The 16,036-nt window shown below is 67.7% G+C and carries 14 protein-coding genes; 8 read left to right on the plus strand and 6 right to left on the minus strand.

Annotated elements, in window-relative coordinates:
- Position 1: 1 nt before the first annotated feature.
- Positions 2 to 658 (minus strand): hypothetical protein, encoded by a 657-nt coding sequence (locus ACYSM9_RS04595; RefSeq protein WP_461855819.1) that lies wholly within the window; start codon positions 656 to 658, stop codon positions 2 to 4.
- Between the two features lie 168 nt (positions 659 to 826).
- Positions 827 to 1,384 carry an NAD(P)H-dependent oxidoreductase gene (locus ACYSM9_RS04600; RefSeq protein ID WP_461855820.1) on the minus strand — a complete coding sequence of 186 codons (558 nt, stop codon included), beginning with the start codon at positions 1,382 to 1,384 and terminating at the stop codon, positions 827 to 829.
- A 121-nt stretch (positions 1,385 to 1,505) separates the two neighbouring features.
- On the opposite strand from ACYSM9_RS04600, the gene ACYSM9_RS04605 reads away from it, so the two are divergent.
- The 6 genes from ACYSM9_RS04605 (at position 1,506) to ACYSM9_RS04630 (ending at position 9,523) form a co-directional block, all read left to right on the plus strand.
- Positions 1,506 to 2,117 (plus strand): TetR/AcrR family transcriptional regulator, encoded by a 612-nt coding sequence (locus ACYSM9_RS04605; RefSeq protein ID WP_461855821.1) that lies wholly within the window; start codon positions 1,506 to 1,508, stop codon positions 2,115 to 2,117.
- 259 nt (positions 2,118 to 2,376) lie between these two features.
- Positions 2,377 to 3,360 carry an ABC transporter permease gene (locus ACYSM9_RS04610; protein ID WP_461855822.1) on the plus strand — a complete coding sequence of 328 codons (984 nt, stop codon included), beginning with the start codon at positions 2,377 to 2,379 and terminating at the stop codon, positions 3,358 to 3,360.
- Between the two features lie 2 nt (positions 3,361 to 3,362).
- Positions 3,363 to 4,352 carry an ABC transporter permease gene (locus ACYSM9_RS04615; protein WP_461855823.1) on the plus strand — a complete coding sequence of 330 codons (990 nt, stop codon included), beginning with the start codon at positions 3,363 to 3,365 and terminating at the stop codon, positions 4,350 to 4,352.
- Positions 4,349 to 6,586 carry an ABC transporter ATP-binding protein gene (locus ACYSM9_RS04620; protein ID WP_461855824.1) on the plus strand — a complete coding sequence of 746 codons (2,238 nt, stop codon included), beginning with the start codon at positions 4,349 to 4,351 and terminating at the stop codon, positions 6,584 to 6,586. The genes ACYSM9_RS04615 and ACYSM9_RS04620 overlap by 4 nt, the downstream gene beginning before the upstream one ends.
- 49 nt (positions 6,587 to 6,635) lie before the next feature.
- On the plus strand, positions 6,636 to 8,351 hold the full coding sequence (locus ACYSM9_RS04625) for an ABC transporter family substrate-binding protein (protein ID WP_461855825.1): 1,716 nt from the start codon (positions 6,636 to 6,638) through the stop codon (positions 8,349 to 8,351).
- A 110-nt stretch (positions 8,352 to 8,461) separates the two neighbouring features.
- Positions 8,462 to 9,523 (plus strand): Gfo/Idh/MocA family protein, encoded by a 1,062-nt coding sequence (locus tag ACYSM9_RS04630; RefSeq protein WP_461855826.1) that lies wholly within the window; start codon positions 8,462 to 8,464, stop codon positions 9,521 to 9,523.
- Positions 9,524 to 9,536: 13 nt separating this feature from the next.
- Here the strand turns inward: ACYSM9_RS04630 and ald are convergent, their stop codons facing one another.
- Entirely contained in the window at positions 9,537 to 10,655 is a 1,119-nt protein-coding gene (ald, locus tag ACYSM9_RS04635) for an alanine dehydrogenase (RefSeq protein WP_461855860.1), read from the minus strand.
- Between the two features lie 234 nt (positions 10,656 to 10,889).
- Between ald and ACYSM9_RS04640 the strand changes: the two genes are divergently transcribed.
- On the plus strand, positions 10,890 to 12,110 hold the full coding sequence (locus tag ACYSM9_RS04640) for a PucR family transcriptional regulator (protein WP_461855827.1): 1,221 nt from the start codon (positions 10,890 to 10,892) through the stop codon (positions 12,108 to 12,110).
- Between the two features lie 2 nt (positions 12,111 to 12,112).
- On the opposite strand, the gene ACYSM9_RS04645 is transcribed toward ACYSM9_RS04640, so the two are convergent.
- Genes ACYSM9_RS04645 through ptsP form a run of 3 tightly spaced genes read right to left on the minus strand, consistent with a single transcriptional unit; the run spans position 12,113 to position 15,090 of the window.
- Positions 12,113 to 12,937 (minus strand): alpha/beta fold hydrolase, encoded by an 825-nt coding sequence (locus ACYSM9_RS04645; RefSeq protein ID WP_461855828.1) that lies wholly within the window; start codon positions 12,935 to 12,937, stop codon positions 12,113 to 12,115.
- On the minus strand, positions 12,937 to 13,350 hold the full coding sequence (locus ACYSM9_RS04650; RefSeq protein ID WP_461855829.1) for a helix-turn-helix domain-containing protein: 414 nt from the start codon (positions 13,348 to 13,350) through the stop codon (positions 12,937 to 12,939). Before ACYSM9_RS04650 ends, ACYSM9_RS04645 begins: the two co-directional genes overlap by 1 nt.
- Positions 13,351 to 13,404: 54 nt before the next feature.
- Positions 13,405 to 15,090: a phosphoenolpyruvate--protein phosphotransferase gene (gene ptsP / locus ACYSM9_RS04655; protein ID WP_461855830.1), complete on the minus strand. Its 1,686-nt coding sequence runs from the start codon at positions 15,088 to 15,090 to the stop codon at positions 13,405 to 13,407.
- Between the two features lie 161 nt (positions 15,091 to 15,251).
- On the opposite strand from ptsP, the gene ACYSM9_RS04660 reads away from it, so the two are divergent.
- The gene (locus ACYSM9_RS04660) at positions 15,252 to 15,980 is read left to right on the plus strand and encodes a TetR/AcrR family transcriptional regulator (RefSeq protein WP_461855831.1); all 729 of its coding nucleotides are present in this window, start codon (positions 15,252 to 15,254) and stop codon (positions 15,978 to 15,980) included.
- Positions 15,981 to 16,036 lie beyond the last annotated feature (56 nt).

The following is a 16,036-nucleotide window of genomic DNA, read 5'->3' on the forward strand; positions in this document are numbered from 1 at the left end:
GTCATGGCGAAGCGCCCTTCGGCGCCAGTGCATCCGCCAGGCTTTGCCCGTTGACGTGGATGTCCGCCCGGATGGCGCCGACGGCGGCGACGGCGGTCTGGGTCAGCTGCGCCTCGATGCGGTGCGCGTCGCACGGATCCTCCGGATGCAGGGTCCCTGCCAGGTAGACGGTGACGGTGGTGCCGTCGAAGCTGCCGGAGAGGAAGGTGAGGCGCGAGGAGGCCAGTGCGTTGTACAAGCCGGGCGGGGCTGTGCCGGTTCCCGGCGCCGGCTGTGGGCTGCCCAGCAATGCGGCCACCGAGGAGGCCAGCGCGTCACCGGCCGCCGGTCCGGTCCTGGCCAGGGCCACCAGGCTGTCGTTGCAGCCAAAGCGCACGCCGTGGTTCCCGCCGTCGTCCAGCAGCACGTAGTAGGTGGTCGTGGGCAGGCCGGCCGCGGCGCTGCCGACCAGCCTGCCTGCGGATGACGTCTGCGGGGCCGCGAGATTCGCGGCCACGGGAGGCGGGGGCCCCGGGCTGGTGGTTCCTGCCGGCGAGGGCAGGTCAGGCCCGGTCCCGGGCTGGCCCGTACAGCCGGCGAGCAATGGCGCCAGGGACAGGCAGGCAGACGCGGCAAGCACCACGGCGGCACGCCTGTGCGCGTTCCACCCGTCTGCCATCCTCCACCACAATCCGTTCCGGGACGTTGAGGGGATTAACGCTACGGCTGCCCTCGCCCCGGGCCGATGTCTGTCAGGTACCGGTTGGGACAAGAGTTGGTCACGGACCCTCCCGGACGCGGCAATGCCCGGCACGCGGGCGCGCGTGCCGGGCATGGGCGGCGGTTGTCAGGCGGCGGGGCCGGACGCCGCGAGGGAGTCGAAGATGCCCTTGATCTGCTCGACGATTTCGGCGTCGTCCTTCGGGTGGATCTCGGCGAAGCGGACCATGGAGCCCGGAACGGCGAGCTTGACGTCCTCAAGGACCTGCGCGCCGGCGATGCCCACGGCCTTCCGGGCCTCGTCCTGGGCCCACACGCCGCCGTACTGGCCAAAAGCGGTGCCGACGACGGCGGTGGGCTTGCCTGCCAGGGCGCCGGCGCCGAAGGGCCGGGACAGCCAGTCGATGGCGTTCTTCAGGACGGCAGGAACGGTGCCGTTGTGTTCCGGGGTGACCAGCAGGACGGTGTCGGCTTCGCTGGCTGCGGCGCGCAGGGCTGCAGCGGCTGCGGGGACCTGTCCCTCGACGTCGATGTCTTCGTTGTAGAACGGGATGTTGCCGAGGCTTTCGTGGATGACGACGTCCACCTGCTCGGGGGCGTTGAGCTGGATCGCTTCCGCAAGCTTCTGGTTGGTGGATTCGGCGCGGAGACTGCCGACGAGGGTAAGTACGGTGCTCTTGGTCATTGAAGCTCCTGGGTAGGGCCGCGGCGGGGGACCGCGGGAGGTCAAAGTTCAGGCCGGGAAAGCCTTCACCAGACTAAACGGACCATGGTCCGGTTCTATTCCCCGCCGCTAGACTGATGTTGTGAGCTTGATCCCACTGCGGCCGGGGGCCGCGCCGGTAACGGCCGCTGAACGCCGTGACGCTGCCCGGAACCGGGAGCGCCTGCTCGTTGCTGCCCGGGAGTTGATCGACGAAGCCGGGACGGAAGGGCTCACCATGGACCGGCTGGCGGAGCGGGCCGGAGTCGGCAAGGGCACGGTGTTCCGGCGCTTCGGGAGCCGGGCCGGGCTCATGCTGACGCTGCTGAACGACTCAGAGGCAGCCTTCCAGTCCCGCTTCCTGTTTGGCCCGCCGCCCCTGGGTCCCGGGGCCGCGGCCCTCGACCGGCTGGTGGCATTCGGCACGGAGCGGATCGCCTACGTCGTCGAATACGGCGACCTTGTCCTTGCGGCCGAAGCAGCTTCCCGGGGCCGCTTCGAAGTTCCCGCCGCCGCGCTGTGGAACCGGCATGTCGGGATGCTGCTCCGGGACGCCGGCGTCAGGTCCCCGGAGCCGTGGCTCATGGCAGGCTCGCTCACCGCCACCCTGGACCCGGAACGGCTGCTGCACCTCATCCGCGAGCACGGCGTCACCAGCGCCCGGCTGGCCGCCTCATGGCAGGACCTTGTCACACGGGTGGTGGGCGGCGGGTAGATTACGCGCCTGCAGGCGTTTGCGTCCAGTCAAACGAACTTCACAGAACTATTCATAACGATCTGGTACGGTGGCCCGGATTTCCCGGGTTTCGCGCACTTTTCCGGCTCACGCTTGTGATAGTTTCCTCTGGAATGTGACCCGCGACATAGTCCACCAGGGCCGCCCAACCGGGCCGCGGGAAGCCAGCCACCCGCTGGTGGAGGACCCAGGTGGGAGCGGCAAAACCGGTGCCCGTCGGGGGAGGACGGAAGGATCTATGCTCAAGTACCTCGCCAAGCGCGGCATCACGTACGTGGTCATGATCTTCCTGACCACGTCGGCCGGATACTTCCTGGCCGTGAGTTCACTCAAGCCCGCGCTGCTGGAACAGGAACGCATTCCCCGGCCCACCCCGGAGCAGGTAGCCAACTCCATGCGCCTGAAGGGGCTTGACCCGGACCTGAGCCCCTGGGAACGGTACGTCGAGTGGCTCACCGCCATCGTGACCCGGTGGGACTGGGGCAGGAGCCCCAACGGCGCCTACATCAACGCCGAATTCGGCGACCGGGTCTGGATTTCCACCCGGCTCTTCCTGGCATCCATCATCCTGACCCTCGTCATCGGCGTTGCGCTCGGCGTCTACTCGGCCGCCCGGCAGTACAAATTCCAGGACCGGGCCATCACGTCCTACAGCTACCTGGCCTACATCGTGCCGGCCCCCATCGCCTATTTCCTGGTGCAGCTGGGCGCCATCAACATCAACGAGGCCGTCGGCGACCGGATCTTCTTCGTCACCGGCATCTCCACCCCCGGAACCGCGCCGGGGTGGCCCCAGTTCGTGGACCTGCTCGCCCACTACGCCGTCCCCACCGTCGCCATCACCCTGGTCGGCTGGGGCGCCTACCAGATCGCCCAGCGCCAGTACCTGCTGGACAACGTCAACGCCGACTTTGTCCGGACCGCCCGCGCCAAGGGCCTGAGCCGCAACCAGGCCATCGCCCGGCACGCGCTGCGGGTTTCCTTCATCCCGGTGGCCCAGAGCATTGCGTTCACCATCCCGGCGATCTTCGCCGGCGGTTTCTTCGCCGAAAAAATCTTCGCGTGGCCCGGCGTCGGTTCCTGGAGCATCGACGCCATCTCGCTGCAGGACGTCAACGCCGCCACGGCCACACTGGCGTACGGCTCCGTGATCTTCGCCATCGGTGCCATCCTGGCGGACTTCGCCACAACGCTCGTCGACCCGAGGGTGCGGGTGCAGTAGCCATGACCAACCTGAACGCAGTCGACCCCGCAGCCGTGGCGCAGGACGCGCACCTGGACAGCGCCGACGTCGTCATCGGAAAATCCACCATCATCTTCCGCCGTTTCCTGCGGAACAAAACAGCGGTGGCCGGCCTGGCCATCTTCCTGGCGCTGACCCTCTTCTCGTTCATCGGCGGCTTCTTCACCCCCTGGGACAAGGAAACCATCGACCCCTTCAACATCGGGATGCCGCCATCGGCCGAACACTTCCTCGGCACGTCCCAGGCCGGGATCGACCTGTATGCCATGACGGTGGAAGGCACCCGGATCTCCATCCTGATCGGCCTGGTGGTGGGCCTGGCCTCGGTCCTGGTCGCCGCCGTCTACGGCTGCACCATGGCCTACTTCGGCGGCAAGGTGGACAAGGCGATGCTGTTCGTCCTGGAGGCGCTGATCATGATGCCGGCCCTCCTGGTAGTGGCCGTTGCCACCAGCGGCGGCGGGGCCGGCCTCAAGCGCGACCTTCCCTCATGGCTGCTGCTGATCATCGTCCTGCTGGTCTTCAGCTGGATGGGAACGGCCCGCCTGATCCGCTCCATGTCCATGTCGCTGATGCAGCGGGACTTCGTCAAGGCCGCCCAGTACATGGGCGTCCCGCCGCGGCGGATCGTGTGGCGGCACCTGGTCCCCAATATCGGTTCGCTCCTGATCCTGGACATCACCCGCGGCGTCACCGCCGCCATCCTGGCCGAGGTGGCCTTCTCCTTCATCGGCATCGGGATCAAGGTTCCGGACGTGAGCCTGGGCGTGCTGATCGGCCAGGCCACCTCCCAGGTCTCAACCTTTCCGTGGATGTTCTGGGTGCCGCTGACCGTGATGTTCCTGCTGACCGGCTCCCTGGCCATGATGAACGACGGCCTGCGCGACGCCTTCGACCCCGGCTCAAGCTCCACGGGCAAGGCGCGCCAAGCCAAAACCCGGACCATCCGCGCGGAGAAGAAGAGGCCATGAGCAGCGAAACCGCCACCGGAGCCACCGAACCCGCACGGACAGCCGTGGAGCGCCTTCACGTGGCCGGCCTCCACACGACCACAGACGCGGTGCTCTCCGTCAGGGACCTGAACGTCCGCTTCAGCTCGGAAAACGGTGTGGTCCACGCCGTCCGCGGCGTCGACTTCGACCTGATGCCCGGCAAGACCCTGGGCATCGTGGGCGAGTCAGGGTCGGGAAAGTCGGTCACGTCCCTGGCCATCATGGGCCTCCTCCCGCCCACGGCCGAGGTTTCCGGTTCCATCCAGCTCCGCGGCCGGGAACTGCTGGGACTGAGCGACAAGGCGATGTGCGAATACCGCGGCAATGAGCTCGCCATGGTCTTCCAGGATCCGCTGTCCTCCCTCACCCCGGTCTTTACCGTTGGCACCCAAATCATCGAAGCGCTGACCATCCACAACCCCGCCATGAGCAGGAAGGCCAAGGAGGCGCGCGCCGTCGAACTCCTGGCCATGGTGGGTATCCCGAGCCCCAAGGACCGGCTCAAAGCCTTTCCGCACGAATTCTCCGGCGGCATGCGCCAGCGCGTGATGATCGCGATCGCCATCGCCAACAACCCGCGGGTCCTCATCGCGGACGAGCCGACGACGGCGCTGGACGTCACCATCCAGGCCCAGGTGCTTGAGGTGCTGCATACCGCGCAGGAGGAGACGGGGGCCGCCGTCGTCATGATCACCCACGACCTCGGCGTGGTTGCCGGGATGGCGGACGACATCATGGTCATGTACGCGGGCAAACCGGTGGAGACCGGTGCCGTGGATGACATCTACTACAACCCTCGGATGCCCTACACCCTGGGCCTGCTCGGCGCTGTGCCGAGGGTGGACGTGGCCGGAAAATCCTCGCTGGTCCCCATCGAGGGCATGCCCCCCAACCTGCTCCAGGCCCCCACGGGATGCTCCTTCGCACCCCGCTGCCCCCTGGCCTCCGACGCCTGCCTGGCTGGTGAGCCGGCCCTGGCGCCCGTGGCCGGCGGGCACCTGCACCGCGCGGCGTGCATCAAGGCCGAAGCGCTGGGCGGCGACGTGGACGTCCACGACATCTTCGCCGCGCCGCCGGTACCGGAATCGCGTTTCGACGCCATCCCCCGCGAGGACCGGGCAACGGTCCTGCAGCTGAGGGACGTCCGCAAGCACTTCCCGCTGACCAGGGGCGCGCTGATGAAGCGGAGGATCGGCACGGTCAAAGCCGTTGACGGCCTGAGCTTCGACATCCGCGAAGGCGAATGTTTCTCGATCGTCGGTGAGTCGGGCTCGGGAAAGACGACGACGCTTCTGGAGATCATGGAGTTCCACCCGGACCAGGACGGCGAGGTGGTGATCGGTGGTCTGAGCAACAAGCAGGCGGCCGACGCGAAGACCAAGGCCACAATGCGCCGCGAACTCCAGATGGTGTTCCAGGACCCCACGGGAGCGCTGGATCCCCGGTTCACCGTGTACGAGGTCCTCGCCGAACCGCTGCAGAACGCGGGCATGGACCGGGCGGCCACCAGGAAACGGATCATGGAGCTGATGAAGCTCGTGGGCCTGCAGCCCGACCACGTCAACCGCTTCCCCAACCAGTTCTCCGGCGGCCAGCGCCAACGGATCGGGATAGCCCGGGCCCTGGCCGTGAACCCCAAACTGGTGGTCCTGGACGAGCCCGTCTCGGCGTTGGACGTGTCCGTGCAGGCCGGCGTGATCAACCTCCTGGACCACCTCCGGGCGGAACTCGGACTGAGCTACCTGCTGGTGGCACACGACCTCTCCGTGGTGCGGCACATCTCCAACCGGGTTGCAGTGATGTACCTCGGAAAGATCGTGGAAATCGGTGACGTGGACCGGGTCTTCGACAACCCCCGGCACCCCTATACCCGTGCGCTGCTCTCCGCCATCCCGGTGCCCGACCCGCGGCAGGAACGGACCCGGGAACGGATCATCCTCCAAGGGGACCTCCCCTCCCCGCTGCAGGCCCCCAAAGGCTGCAACTTCGCCACGCGTTGCCCCGTCTTCGCGGCACTGCCGCCGGCGAAGCAGGAGAAATGCCTCACCCTGGAACCGCCCCTGGAATCAGTCAGGCCGTCAGCGGCCGCGCAGGCACTGCAGGGTGCCCCGGCACCCGCCGTCGACCAGCGTTTTGCCTGTTTCTTCCCGGACGGCGAACTGGACGAGGACATGCTGGTGGTCCACGAACCGGCGGACCGCCATGCACCCTAGATTTTCCGGCCCCACCAGCAGCACCATTCGCACCAATGAAGGGAAAACCATGAGGAAACTGAACAGGATCGGCGGAGCTGCAGCCATTGCCGCCGCCCTGGCGCTGACAGCCTGCGGCGGAGGCGGTGCCAGCGGGCCCGAAACAGCAAAGGGCCAGGAATCGGGCAGCGACCTGTCCAAGCTCATCAGCATCAATGAGAAGCCCGCAGCCGATCTCCAGCAGGGCGGCAAGGTCACCCTGCCGCTGGGCAACATCGGCCCGGACTTCAATGGGTTTTCCAACAACGGAAACAGCGCGGACAACTCCGCCCTGCAGATCCCCATGAACCCGGTGGCCATGAACAGCGGCGGCATCGGCGGCTGCTGGAAGGTGGACTTCAAGGGCAAAGTCACCCCGAACACCGATTTCTGCGAGTCGGTGAAGAGCGAGGTGAAGGACGGCAAGCAGACCATCACCATCGAGGTCAACCCCAAGGCCACCTACAACGACGGCACCCCGATCGACGTCAAGGCCTTCAAGAACACCTGGAACATCCTCAAGAGCCCGGATGCCGGCTACGACATCGTCAGCTCCGGCGCCTACGAGTTCGTCGACTCCGTGGAAGCAGGCAGCAGCGACAAGGAAGTCATCGTCAAGACGAGCCGTCCGGTGTTCCCGGTGGATTCGCTCTTCTTCGGCCTCATCCACCCCGCCGTCAACACCCCCGAGATCTTCAACGAAGGCTTCAACGGCAACCTGCACCCCGAGTGGATGGCAGGACCCTTCAAGCTGGACCAGTACGACACCGCGGCCAAGACCGTCAGCCTGGTGCCGAACGACAAGTGGTGGGGCCAGAAGCCTGTCCTGTCCAACGTCGTCTTCCGCCAGCTGGAAACCAGCGCCCAGATCGCCGCGTTCAAGAACGGCGAAATCGATGCCATGAACGCCAACACCATTTCCCTCTACAAGCAGCTGGACGGCACCAAGGACTCCGAGGTCCGCCGCGGCCAGCGCCTCTTCGCCGGCGGCCTGAACCTGAACGCCCAGCGCATCACCGACGTCAACATCCGCAAGGCCATCTTCGCCGCCGTCGACCGCGAGGCCCTGCGCAAGGTACGTTTCAACGGGCTGAACTGGGAGGAGCCCAGCTCCGGGTCCATGATGCTGCTGCCGTTCTCCGACTACTACCAGGACAACTACCCCGTCAAGGAGACCGGCCCCGACGCAGCCAAGAAGATCCTCACCGACGCCGGCTACACGGCCAACGCCAACGGCATCATGGAGAAGGACGGCAAGCCCGCAGCCTTCAAGATCAGCAACTTCGGCGACGACCCCACCACCCTGGCCGTTGCGCAGACCCTGCAGAAGCAGCTGCAGGCCGGCGGCATGGATGTCGGCATCGACCAGCGCGCCTCCGCCGACTTCGGCAAGGTCCTGGGCAGCCGTGAGTTCGACCTGAGCATCTCCGGCTACACCGTTGGCCCGGACGCCACCGACGCCGTCAAGCAGTACTACGACTCCAAGGTCAACGAGAACAAGCTGGGCGACGCCGAACTCGACAAGAAGATCGCGGACCTCGCCTCCATCGAGGACGACGCGGCCCGCAACAAGGCAGCCATGGACGTTGAGAAGGAGCACATGGCGAAGTACTACTCCATGGGCGTGGTCTTCAACGGACCGCAGATCTCCTTTGTCCGCACCGGCCTGGCCAACTATGGACCGTCCCTGTTCCGGAGCACCTCGCAGGTCCCGGACTGGACCACCATCGGCTGGGAAAAGAAGTAACCTCCGCCAAACGCCCTCCCACGCCCGGAGCATTATCGCCGGGACGTGGGAGGGCCTTTGGGTTTAAAAGCGCCGGAACCGGAGCAGCGCACGGGGAGTAGCGTGGTTGCATGACCGGGACTGAACCTGCACCTCGCACCATCCGCACCGCCGTCGTCGGGTACGGGCTCTCCGGCAGCGTCTTCCACGCGCCGCTGATCGCGGCGAATGACAGCTACGCGCTGAAGGCGGTTGCCACGTCCGATCCCGAACGGCAGAAAGCGGCCCTTGCGCGGCTCCCCGGCGTGGACGTGGTGCGCGACGCCGATGCCGTGCTCCGGCGCGCGTCAGGCCTTGACCTCGTGGTGCTGGGCACGCCGCCGGCAACGCACTACCCGCTTGCCAAGGCGGCGCTGGAGGCCGGACTGGACGTAGTGGTGGACAAACCGTTCGCCGTCACCAGCAGCCAGGGCGGGGAATTGGCCGGGCTGGCACGGCGGCTTGGCCGGGTGCTGACGGTGTTCCACAACCGGCGGTGGGACGGCGACTTCCTGACCGTGCGCAAGCTCCTGGCCGCCCATGCCCTGGGCAATGTCACCAGGTTCGAGTCGCGGTTTGAACGCTGGTCGCCCACAATCGCCAAAGCCTGGAAGGCCAGGGCGACGGCCGCGGACGGCGGCGGCGCGCTCTTCGACCTGGGCAGCCACCTGATCGACCAGGCATTGCAGCTTTTTGGCCCCGCGCACGTGGTCCACGCCGAGCTGCGGGCACGCCGGTCCGACGAGCGGGCGGACGATGACGTTTTCCTGGTCCTGCGGCACGAGTCCGGGGTGACCAGCCACCTGACCATGAACATGCTGTGCGCCCAGCAGGGGCCCCGGTTCCGGGTCCTGGGTTCGGTGGGCGGCTTCACCAAGAACGGCGTGGACCCGCAGGAGCCCTATATGGCTGTGGGCGGGAGCCCGCTGGACGCGGACTACGGGGTGGAGGCGCGGGAGTGGGCAGGGCTGCTGGGCCGCGACGGGCACCTGGCAGCCCTGCCCACCGAGCGCGGCGCCTACCCTGAGTTCTACCGCCTGCTGGCGGACAAGATCCTCGACGGCGGCGCCGCCTCCGCGCTGCCCCTCCCGGTGGACCCCGAGGACGCCGTCGAGGTCCTGAGGATCATCGAAGAGGCGCGCGGGCTGGCCTAACGCTCGGACTGGCTTATGCGGACACCAGTTCGTGCCAGTCGGACACCAGGGGCAGGTTGTGGGCCTCGGACACGGAGTGGTGTGCCACGTGGCCGGCGGCGATGTTGAGGCCGGCGGCGAGGGCGGGGTCGCGGTCGAAGGCGGCCTTGACGCCCAGGTTTGCCAGTGCCACGGCGTAGCGCAGGGTGACGTTGGTCAGCGCGTACGTGGAGGTGTTGGGGACAGCCCCGGGCATGTTGGCGACGCAGTAGAAGATGGTGTTGTGCACCTTGTACGTGGGTTCCTGGTGCGTGGTGGGGTGCGTGTCCTCAAAGCAGCCGCCCTGGTCCACGGCGATGTCCACCAGGACCGAGCCCGGCTTCATCCGGGCCACGAGGTCGTTGGTGACCAGCTTGGGGGCCTTGGCGCCGGGGATCAGGACCGAGCCGATGACCAGGTCCGCGTCCACCACTGACTTTTCGATTTCGTACTTGTTGGACGCAACAGTCTTCAGCCGGCCCTGGTACTGGGCATCGAGGTCGCGCAGGCGGTTGATGTTGATGTCCAGGATGGTGACGTCGGCACCCAGGCCCAGGGCCATGGCCGCGGCGTTGGTGCCGGCCACGCCGGCGCCCAGGACAACCACCTTGGCCGGGCGGACACCGGGCACACCGCCGAGCAGGACGCCCTTGCCGCCCGCGGGGGCCATCAGGGACGCGGCGCCGACCTGGACGGAAAGCCGGCCGGCGACTTCGGACATGGGCGCGAGCAGCGGCAGGCTGCGGCCCTCCTGCACCGTCTCGTAGGCGATGGCGGTGACGCCGGAGTTGATCAGTTCGCGGGTGAGCTCGGGCTCGGCCGCCAGGTGCAGGTAGGTGAACAGGATCAGGCCCTTGCGGAACCGGTGGTACTCGGCCTTGATGGGTTCCTTGACCTTCATCACCATGTCCGCCCGGGCCCAGACGTCGTCCGCCTCGTTGACGATCTCGGCACCGGCGATGGCGTATTCCTCATCGGTGATGCCCGAACCCAGGCCTGCGCCGCGCTCCACCAGGACGGTGTGTCCGTGGGTGCGGAACTCGTGGACGCCGGCGGCGGTGATGGCCACGCGGAATTCGTTGTTCTTGATTTCTTTGGGGACGCCGATGATCATCGTGTGCTCCAGGTTCTGGGCCGGATGGCCGGAAAAGACGGAAGGATTTTCGTGTTTCAACGATAGATCCGACTGTGAGCCAGCCAACATGCCCTCATGGTGCGGTGTGGAATGAAAACCGCGCCATTCCGCGGATTTGAGGACGCCAGTCTCGACATTCGTCGAGTCCTGGGGCGGCAAGTGTCGCCTGCTGTCCGTTCGTCCAGCATCCGTCCCAGGCAGTAAGGTGGGCGCATGCAGCAGCAGGGTGTCGAGGAGCTCGTGGAACAGGTGGCGCAGAAGCTGGGCCGGGGCCTGTCGCTGGAAGACCTGGACGGCCTGCTGCTGGCCTACAGCTCCAACCAGTCCCACGCCGACCGCGTACGGGTGAACTTCCTGTTGAGCAAGAAGGTCCCCGCGGACGTGAGCGCCTGGCAGCTTTCGCACGGCATCGCCACGGCCGTGCGGCCGGTGGTGGTCCCGGCAAACCCGGACCTCGGCATGCTGGGCAGGGTCTGCGTTCCCCTGATGGTGCGCGGCTTCCGCGTCGGCTACCTGTGGGTGCAGCAGGACTCCGCGGAGGAAAGCCCGACGGCGATCCTCACCCAGTTGCCTGCCGTCAACCATGAGCTCGAGCTGCTTTCGGGGCTCCTGCTGGACTCAAACACGGCCGAGTCTGAATTCCGGCGGGGCCGGGAGCGTGAGTTCCTCTCGGCGTGCGCGGGTGAACCGAACGCCGTGGCCGCCGTTGCCGGCTGGAAGGAAGTCCAGGGCCGCGGCCCGTGGCAGATGGTCACAGTGCTCGACGCCGACGGCTGGGCCAGCGGCCCCGACCCCATCGCGTCCACGCTGATTCACCGGTCCACGGCCCTCCAGGCCACGGTGGGCATGGACGCGGCCCTGTTCAGTGCCGGCACCGAGACCCACTCGGTGGTGCTGTTCCGCGACTCCACGGGCCGGGCCAACCACGCCCAGCTCCTGGTCCACTACCAGCTGGAACTGGCCAAGCGCTCCGGCCGCCCCGTGCACCGGATCATCCTGGGGATCAGCGAGGGGTTCGCGAAAACCCGGCAGCTCTCCGAGGCCTACCGCCAGTCGAGGGTGGCGGCCCAGGCGGCCGCCGTTGATCCGCAGCTTGGTGAACTGGTGGACTGCCGCTCCATTGGGGTGTACCAGTTGCTGGCCTCGGCCGGGGGCGGGGTGGGGGCATGGGCGGACTCCGGCTCGGTGTACTTCCGGATGCTGGAGGACCATGACCGCAACAACGAGCTCATTCCCGTCCTGGAACTGCTGTATGACAACGACGGCGCAGTCCAGAACGTGGCCACCAAGCTCCACCTGCACCGCAGCAGCATCTATAACAGGCTGGGCCGGATCCGCCAGCTGCTGGGGGTGGATCCGCTGAAGGGCATGGTCCGGCTGGAGCTCCATGCCGCGCTGAAGATGCGGCGCTGGGCCGGCAGGCCAAGGATCTGAGGTCAGCCCTTCACGGAGCGTGCCGCGGCAAAAGCCCCGATGGCATCAGCGACTTCCCGCGGGCGCAGGTGCTGCACCACGTGTCCGGCGCCCGGAATCTCCACGAACGACCCCTGTGGAGCCGCGTCGGAGAGTTGTTGCGACCAGTCCGGCCCCGCCACCTGGTCGCGGTCTCCCCGGAGGACCAGAACGGGCACGTCGACCCCGGCCAGCCGCTCCCCGGTGGGGTAGTCCATCATGACCTGCAGCTCCGTGAAGTACCAGCGGGGCCCGCAGCGGAAGTAGTCCGAGAACACGATCCAGTTGGAGCCTGCGCTCTCCCTGAGCAGGGCGTCCAGGAACAGGGCCAGCGCCTGCCGCCGGACACTCCTGTGCCGCGCATCCACCACCGGCCCCATGAGTACCAGTTTCCGCACCCGGGCCGGAGCGTAGAGGGCGGCCTCGATGGCGAACTGCACTCCCATGGAGTGCCCTACCAGGATGTATGAGCGGATGCCGCTGGCCTTCAACGCCTGGGCGATGAACGCGCCGTAGTCGGCCACGGACAGCTGCCGGCCCGGACGCGGCGTCCCGGCGAAGCCGGGCAGGTCCAGCGAATAGGTGGGGGCCACGGCGGCCAGCTCGAGGTGAAGCCGCCGGAGGTAGCGGTGGGAAACGCCGATGCCGTGGATCAGGATGAAGGACGGTTGCGCGGCGGTTTCACTGCCGCTGCCCGGCGCTGGCGTCCCGCCGGTCCAGAGGATCTTTCCCTGCAGCCCGTTGGCTTCCAGGTCCGCTGAGTTTAGCGGCGGCCGCTTCCGGGTCCGCCCGGTCCATCCCGTCCGCACTATTCCCCCGCGCCGCTGCCGGCGTCTGCATGGCCCGCGGCCGCGCGTTTCTGCTTCTGTGTCTCCAGCCATGCCATGATGTCAGCCGTCCGGATCCGCCGGTGGGATCCGCGGTATTCCACCGGGATTTCGCCGCGGTCCGTCATGTTCCTCAGGTACGTGTGCGAGATGCCGGCCAGTTCCGCCGCCTGCGAGGTGGTGAGCATCTCCTCCACGCTGCTGACGGTCACCGTCTCGCCGCGGCTGAGCCGGGCCAGGAGATCGACGACGGCGTCCCTCGCCTGGGCGGGCAGGCGGTGGACCGTGCCGTCCACGAAGACGGTGATGTCGTTGCTGTCCGCGAGGGCGCGGGCGAGGCTGCTGGCGTCACCGGCGGGCAGGCCGGCCGTGACTCGGGGGGCTATCAGTGCCATGGACGTAGCCTATCCCGGGCCCGGCCGGCCCTGCCCGCGGGGGCTTTCGAGGCGTCAGAGGCCCAGCTCCTCCAGGACCGGCAGCTTCTCCCGGACCCAGGCGCGTGCTTCGGTGGCGCTGGGCGCGGAGAGGGCCAGCTTGGCCAGGTCCTGGGCTTCGGAGAGCGTGACCGTCTTGAGGACCGCGGCCACGGCGGCCAGTGAGCGTGCCGTCATGGACAGCGTGGTGACACCCAGGCCGGTCAGGACGACGGCGAGGGCGGGATCGGCGGCCGCCTCGCCGCAAACGCCCACAGGCTTGTTGTGGCCTTCGGCGCGCGATCCTTCGACGGTGAGCCCGACGAGGCGCAGGACTGCCGGCTGCCACGGGGTGTTGAGGTTGGCGAGCGGGCCCAGCTGCCGGTCGGCGGCCATGGCGTACTGCGTCAGGTCATTGGTGCCCAGGCTGGCGAAGCCCACCTCGCGCAGGATCGATTCGGCGGTGAGCGCTGCGGACGGGACCTCCACCATCACGCCGGGCGTCTTGATCCCGGCATCGGCGCACATGGAGGCAAACCGGGCAGCTTCCTCGGCGGTGGAGATCATCGGCGCCATGACCCAGACGTCCGCTTCCGACTGGTTCGCCGCCAGGGCGATGGCCTCCAGCTGCCGGTCCAGGACGCCGGGGGTGGTGAAATCGGTGCGGTACCCGCGCACGCCGAGCGCGGGGTTCGGCTCGGTGGAGTCGGTCAGGAACGGCAGGGGCTTGTCCGCGCCGGCATCCAGCGTCCGCAGGACCACCTTCTTGCCGGGGAAGGCATCGAAGACGCTCTTGTAGGCTGCGGCCTGCTCTTCCACGGAGGGCTCGGTGTCCCGTTCCAGGAAGCAGAACTCGGTGCGGAACAGGCCCACACCCTGGGCGCCGAGCTTGGCCGCCGCCTCGGCGTCCTTGCCGCCGCCCACGTTGGCGAGCAGGGGCACCTGGTGGCCGTCCGCCGTCGCGCCCGTGCCCGTGAATTCGGACAGCAGCGAGGCCGTGGCCGCCCACGCCTCCGCCGCCGCGCGCAGGGATTCATCCGGTTCCGCGGTGACAGTGCCGCCCGCGCCGTCCACGAAGACCTCGGTACCGTCCGGAATGTCATCCACGCCCACGGCGGCGACGACGGCGGGCAGGCCCAGGGAGCGGGCGATGATGGCGGTGTGCGACTGCGGGCCGCCGCCGGCGGTGACGAGTGCCAGGACCTTGTTGGGGTCCAGGGTCGCAGTGTCGGCCGGGGCCAGGTCGTCGGCAACGAGGATGAACGGCGTGGCCGAGGCCGGGATGCCCGGCGCGGGAACGCCCCGCAGCTCGGCGACGATCCGGGCGCGCACGTCCAGGACGTCCGTGGCACGCTCGGCCATGTAGCCGCCCAGGTTGTGCAGCATCTCCGAGACGGAGGAGCCGGACTCCCAGATGGCGCGTTCCGCGGACACCCCGCGGGCAACGAGCTTGGCCGCACCCTTGATCAGCATGGTGTCCTTGGCCATCAGGGCGGTGGCCTCCAGGACTGCCTTGCCGTCGCCGGTGGCGTGAGCGGCGCGTGCCTTCAGTTCGTCATGGACGGCCTGGGAGGCCGCCTTCAGCGCTGCGGTGGCTTCCTCGGCGGTGGTTCCCGCCGCCAGCTGTTCACCGGCAGCAGGTTCGCTGATCGGTTTGGGCATCTGCCGCACGGTGCCGATGACGCGGCCTGGACTGACGCCTACTCCTGGGAAGTTCTGCACTGAAGGTCCTCATTCTCTGCCGGTTTGCCAGGCCCGCCAATCGCCGGCGCCGTGCCGGAACCGCCGGCGGACTGCTACGTCCGGGGGCGGGAAACGTGCCTGAAAAAAATTGTATGTGATTCAGTTCATATAGCAATGCTATAGGTGCTAGGGTAGCGGTTATGAGTTTGGATGGCCAGCTTCCCGCCAAAATGCGACTGCTCCGTGCAGCCGCGGAATTGTTGGCCAATTCCGCCGGAGCCCCCGTCTCCACCCGCCAGATCACCCAGCTGGCAGGAGTTTCGGCGCCCACGCTCTACCACCACTTCGGTGACAAGGAAGGTCTGTTCGACGCCGTCGTCGCCGCAGGGTTTGAAGAATATGTCGCGGGCGAAAGGGATTTCGCCCCCTCCGGGCAGCCGCTTGAGGACATCCGGAGAATGTGGGACAACCACGTCCAGTTCGGGCTGAACCAGCCGGAACTGTACCTGGTGATGTTCGGCAACATCCGTCCGGAAAGCCGGCCGGCCATCGTGGCAGATGCCGAGGCACTGATGGAGGAGATGCTGAACAAGGCTGCGGCGGCGGGCCAGCTCAACGTCCAGCCCAGGGAAGCGGCCAGGTCCATCCTGGCGGCCAACGTGGGCGTGACGCTGATGCTGATTGCGGAGCCCGCCTCCGAGCGGAACCTTGAACTGTCCACCATGACCCGGGACGCCATGATCTTCGCGGTGTCCGCCGAGCCGGCCGGCGGCCTGGCGCCCGGGGCCACCGGGAAATCCTCGGTAGTGGTGGCAGCGATCGCCCTGAACGCCGCACTTCAGGCCTCGCACTCGGACCAGCTCTCGAGCTCGGAACTCAAACTCTTCCTCGAATGGCTGCACCGGATCTCCACCAGCCCTGCCGGCTGACCCGGCCGACCCGGCTGAACCGGCGCAACCCCAAGCACTACCCGCTCCACCCAGCA

The organism is Arthrobacter sp. C152, from assembly GCF_054890965.1.

Bases quoted from the DNA above. Each gene is read 5' to 3' on its own strand.
- ACYSM9_RS04610 (WP_461855822.1), top strand. From the start codon at position 2,377: ATGCTCAAGTACCTCGCCAAGCGCGGCATCACGTACGTGGTCATGATC.
- ACYSM9_RS04630 (WP_461855826.1), top strand. From the start codon at position 8,462: ATGACCGGGACTGAACCTGCACCTCGCACCATCCGCACCGCCGTCGTC.
- ald (WP_461855860.1), bottom strand. From the start codon at position 10,655: ATGATCATCGGCGTCCCCAAAGAAATCAAGAACAACGAATTCCGCGTG.
- ACYSM9_RS04615 (WP_461855823.1), top strand. From the start codon at position 3,363: ATGACCAACCTGAACGCAGTCGACCCCGCAGCCGTGGCGCAGGACGCG.
- ACYSM9_RS04650 (WP_461855829.1), bottom strand. From the start codon at position 13,350: ATGGCACTGATAGCCCCCCGAGTCACGGCCGGCCTGCCCGCCGGTGAC.
- ACYSM9_RS04620 (WP_461855824.1), top strand. From the start codon at position 4,349: ATGAGCAGCGAAACCGCCACCGGAGCCACCGAACCCGCACGGACAGCC.
- ACYSM9_RS04600 (WP_461855820.1), bottom strand. From the start codon at position 1,384: ATGACCAAGAGCACCGTACTTACCCTCGTCGGCAGTCTCCGCGCCGAA.
- ACYSM9_RS04660 (WP_461855831.1), top strand. From the start codon at position 15,252: ATGAGTTTGGATGGCCAGCTTCCCGCCAAAATGCGACTGCTCCGTGCA.
- ACYSM9_RS04625 (WP_461855825.1), top strand. From the start codon at position 6,636: ATGAGGAAACTGAACAGGATCGGCGGAGCTGCAGCCATTGCCGCCGCC.
- ACYSM9_RS04640 (WP_461855827.1), top strand. From the start codon at position 10,890: ATGCAGCAGCAGGGTGTCGAGGAGCTCGTGGAACAGGTGGCGCAGAAG.
- ACYSM9_RS04595 (WP_461855819.1), bottom strand. From the start codon at position 658: ATGGCAGACGGGTGGAACGCGCACAGGCGTGCCGCCGTGGTGCTTGCC.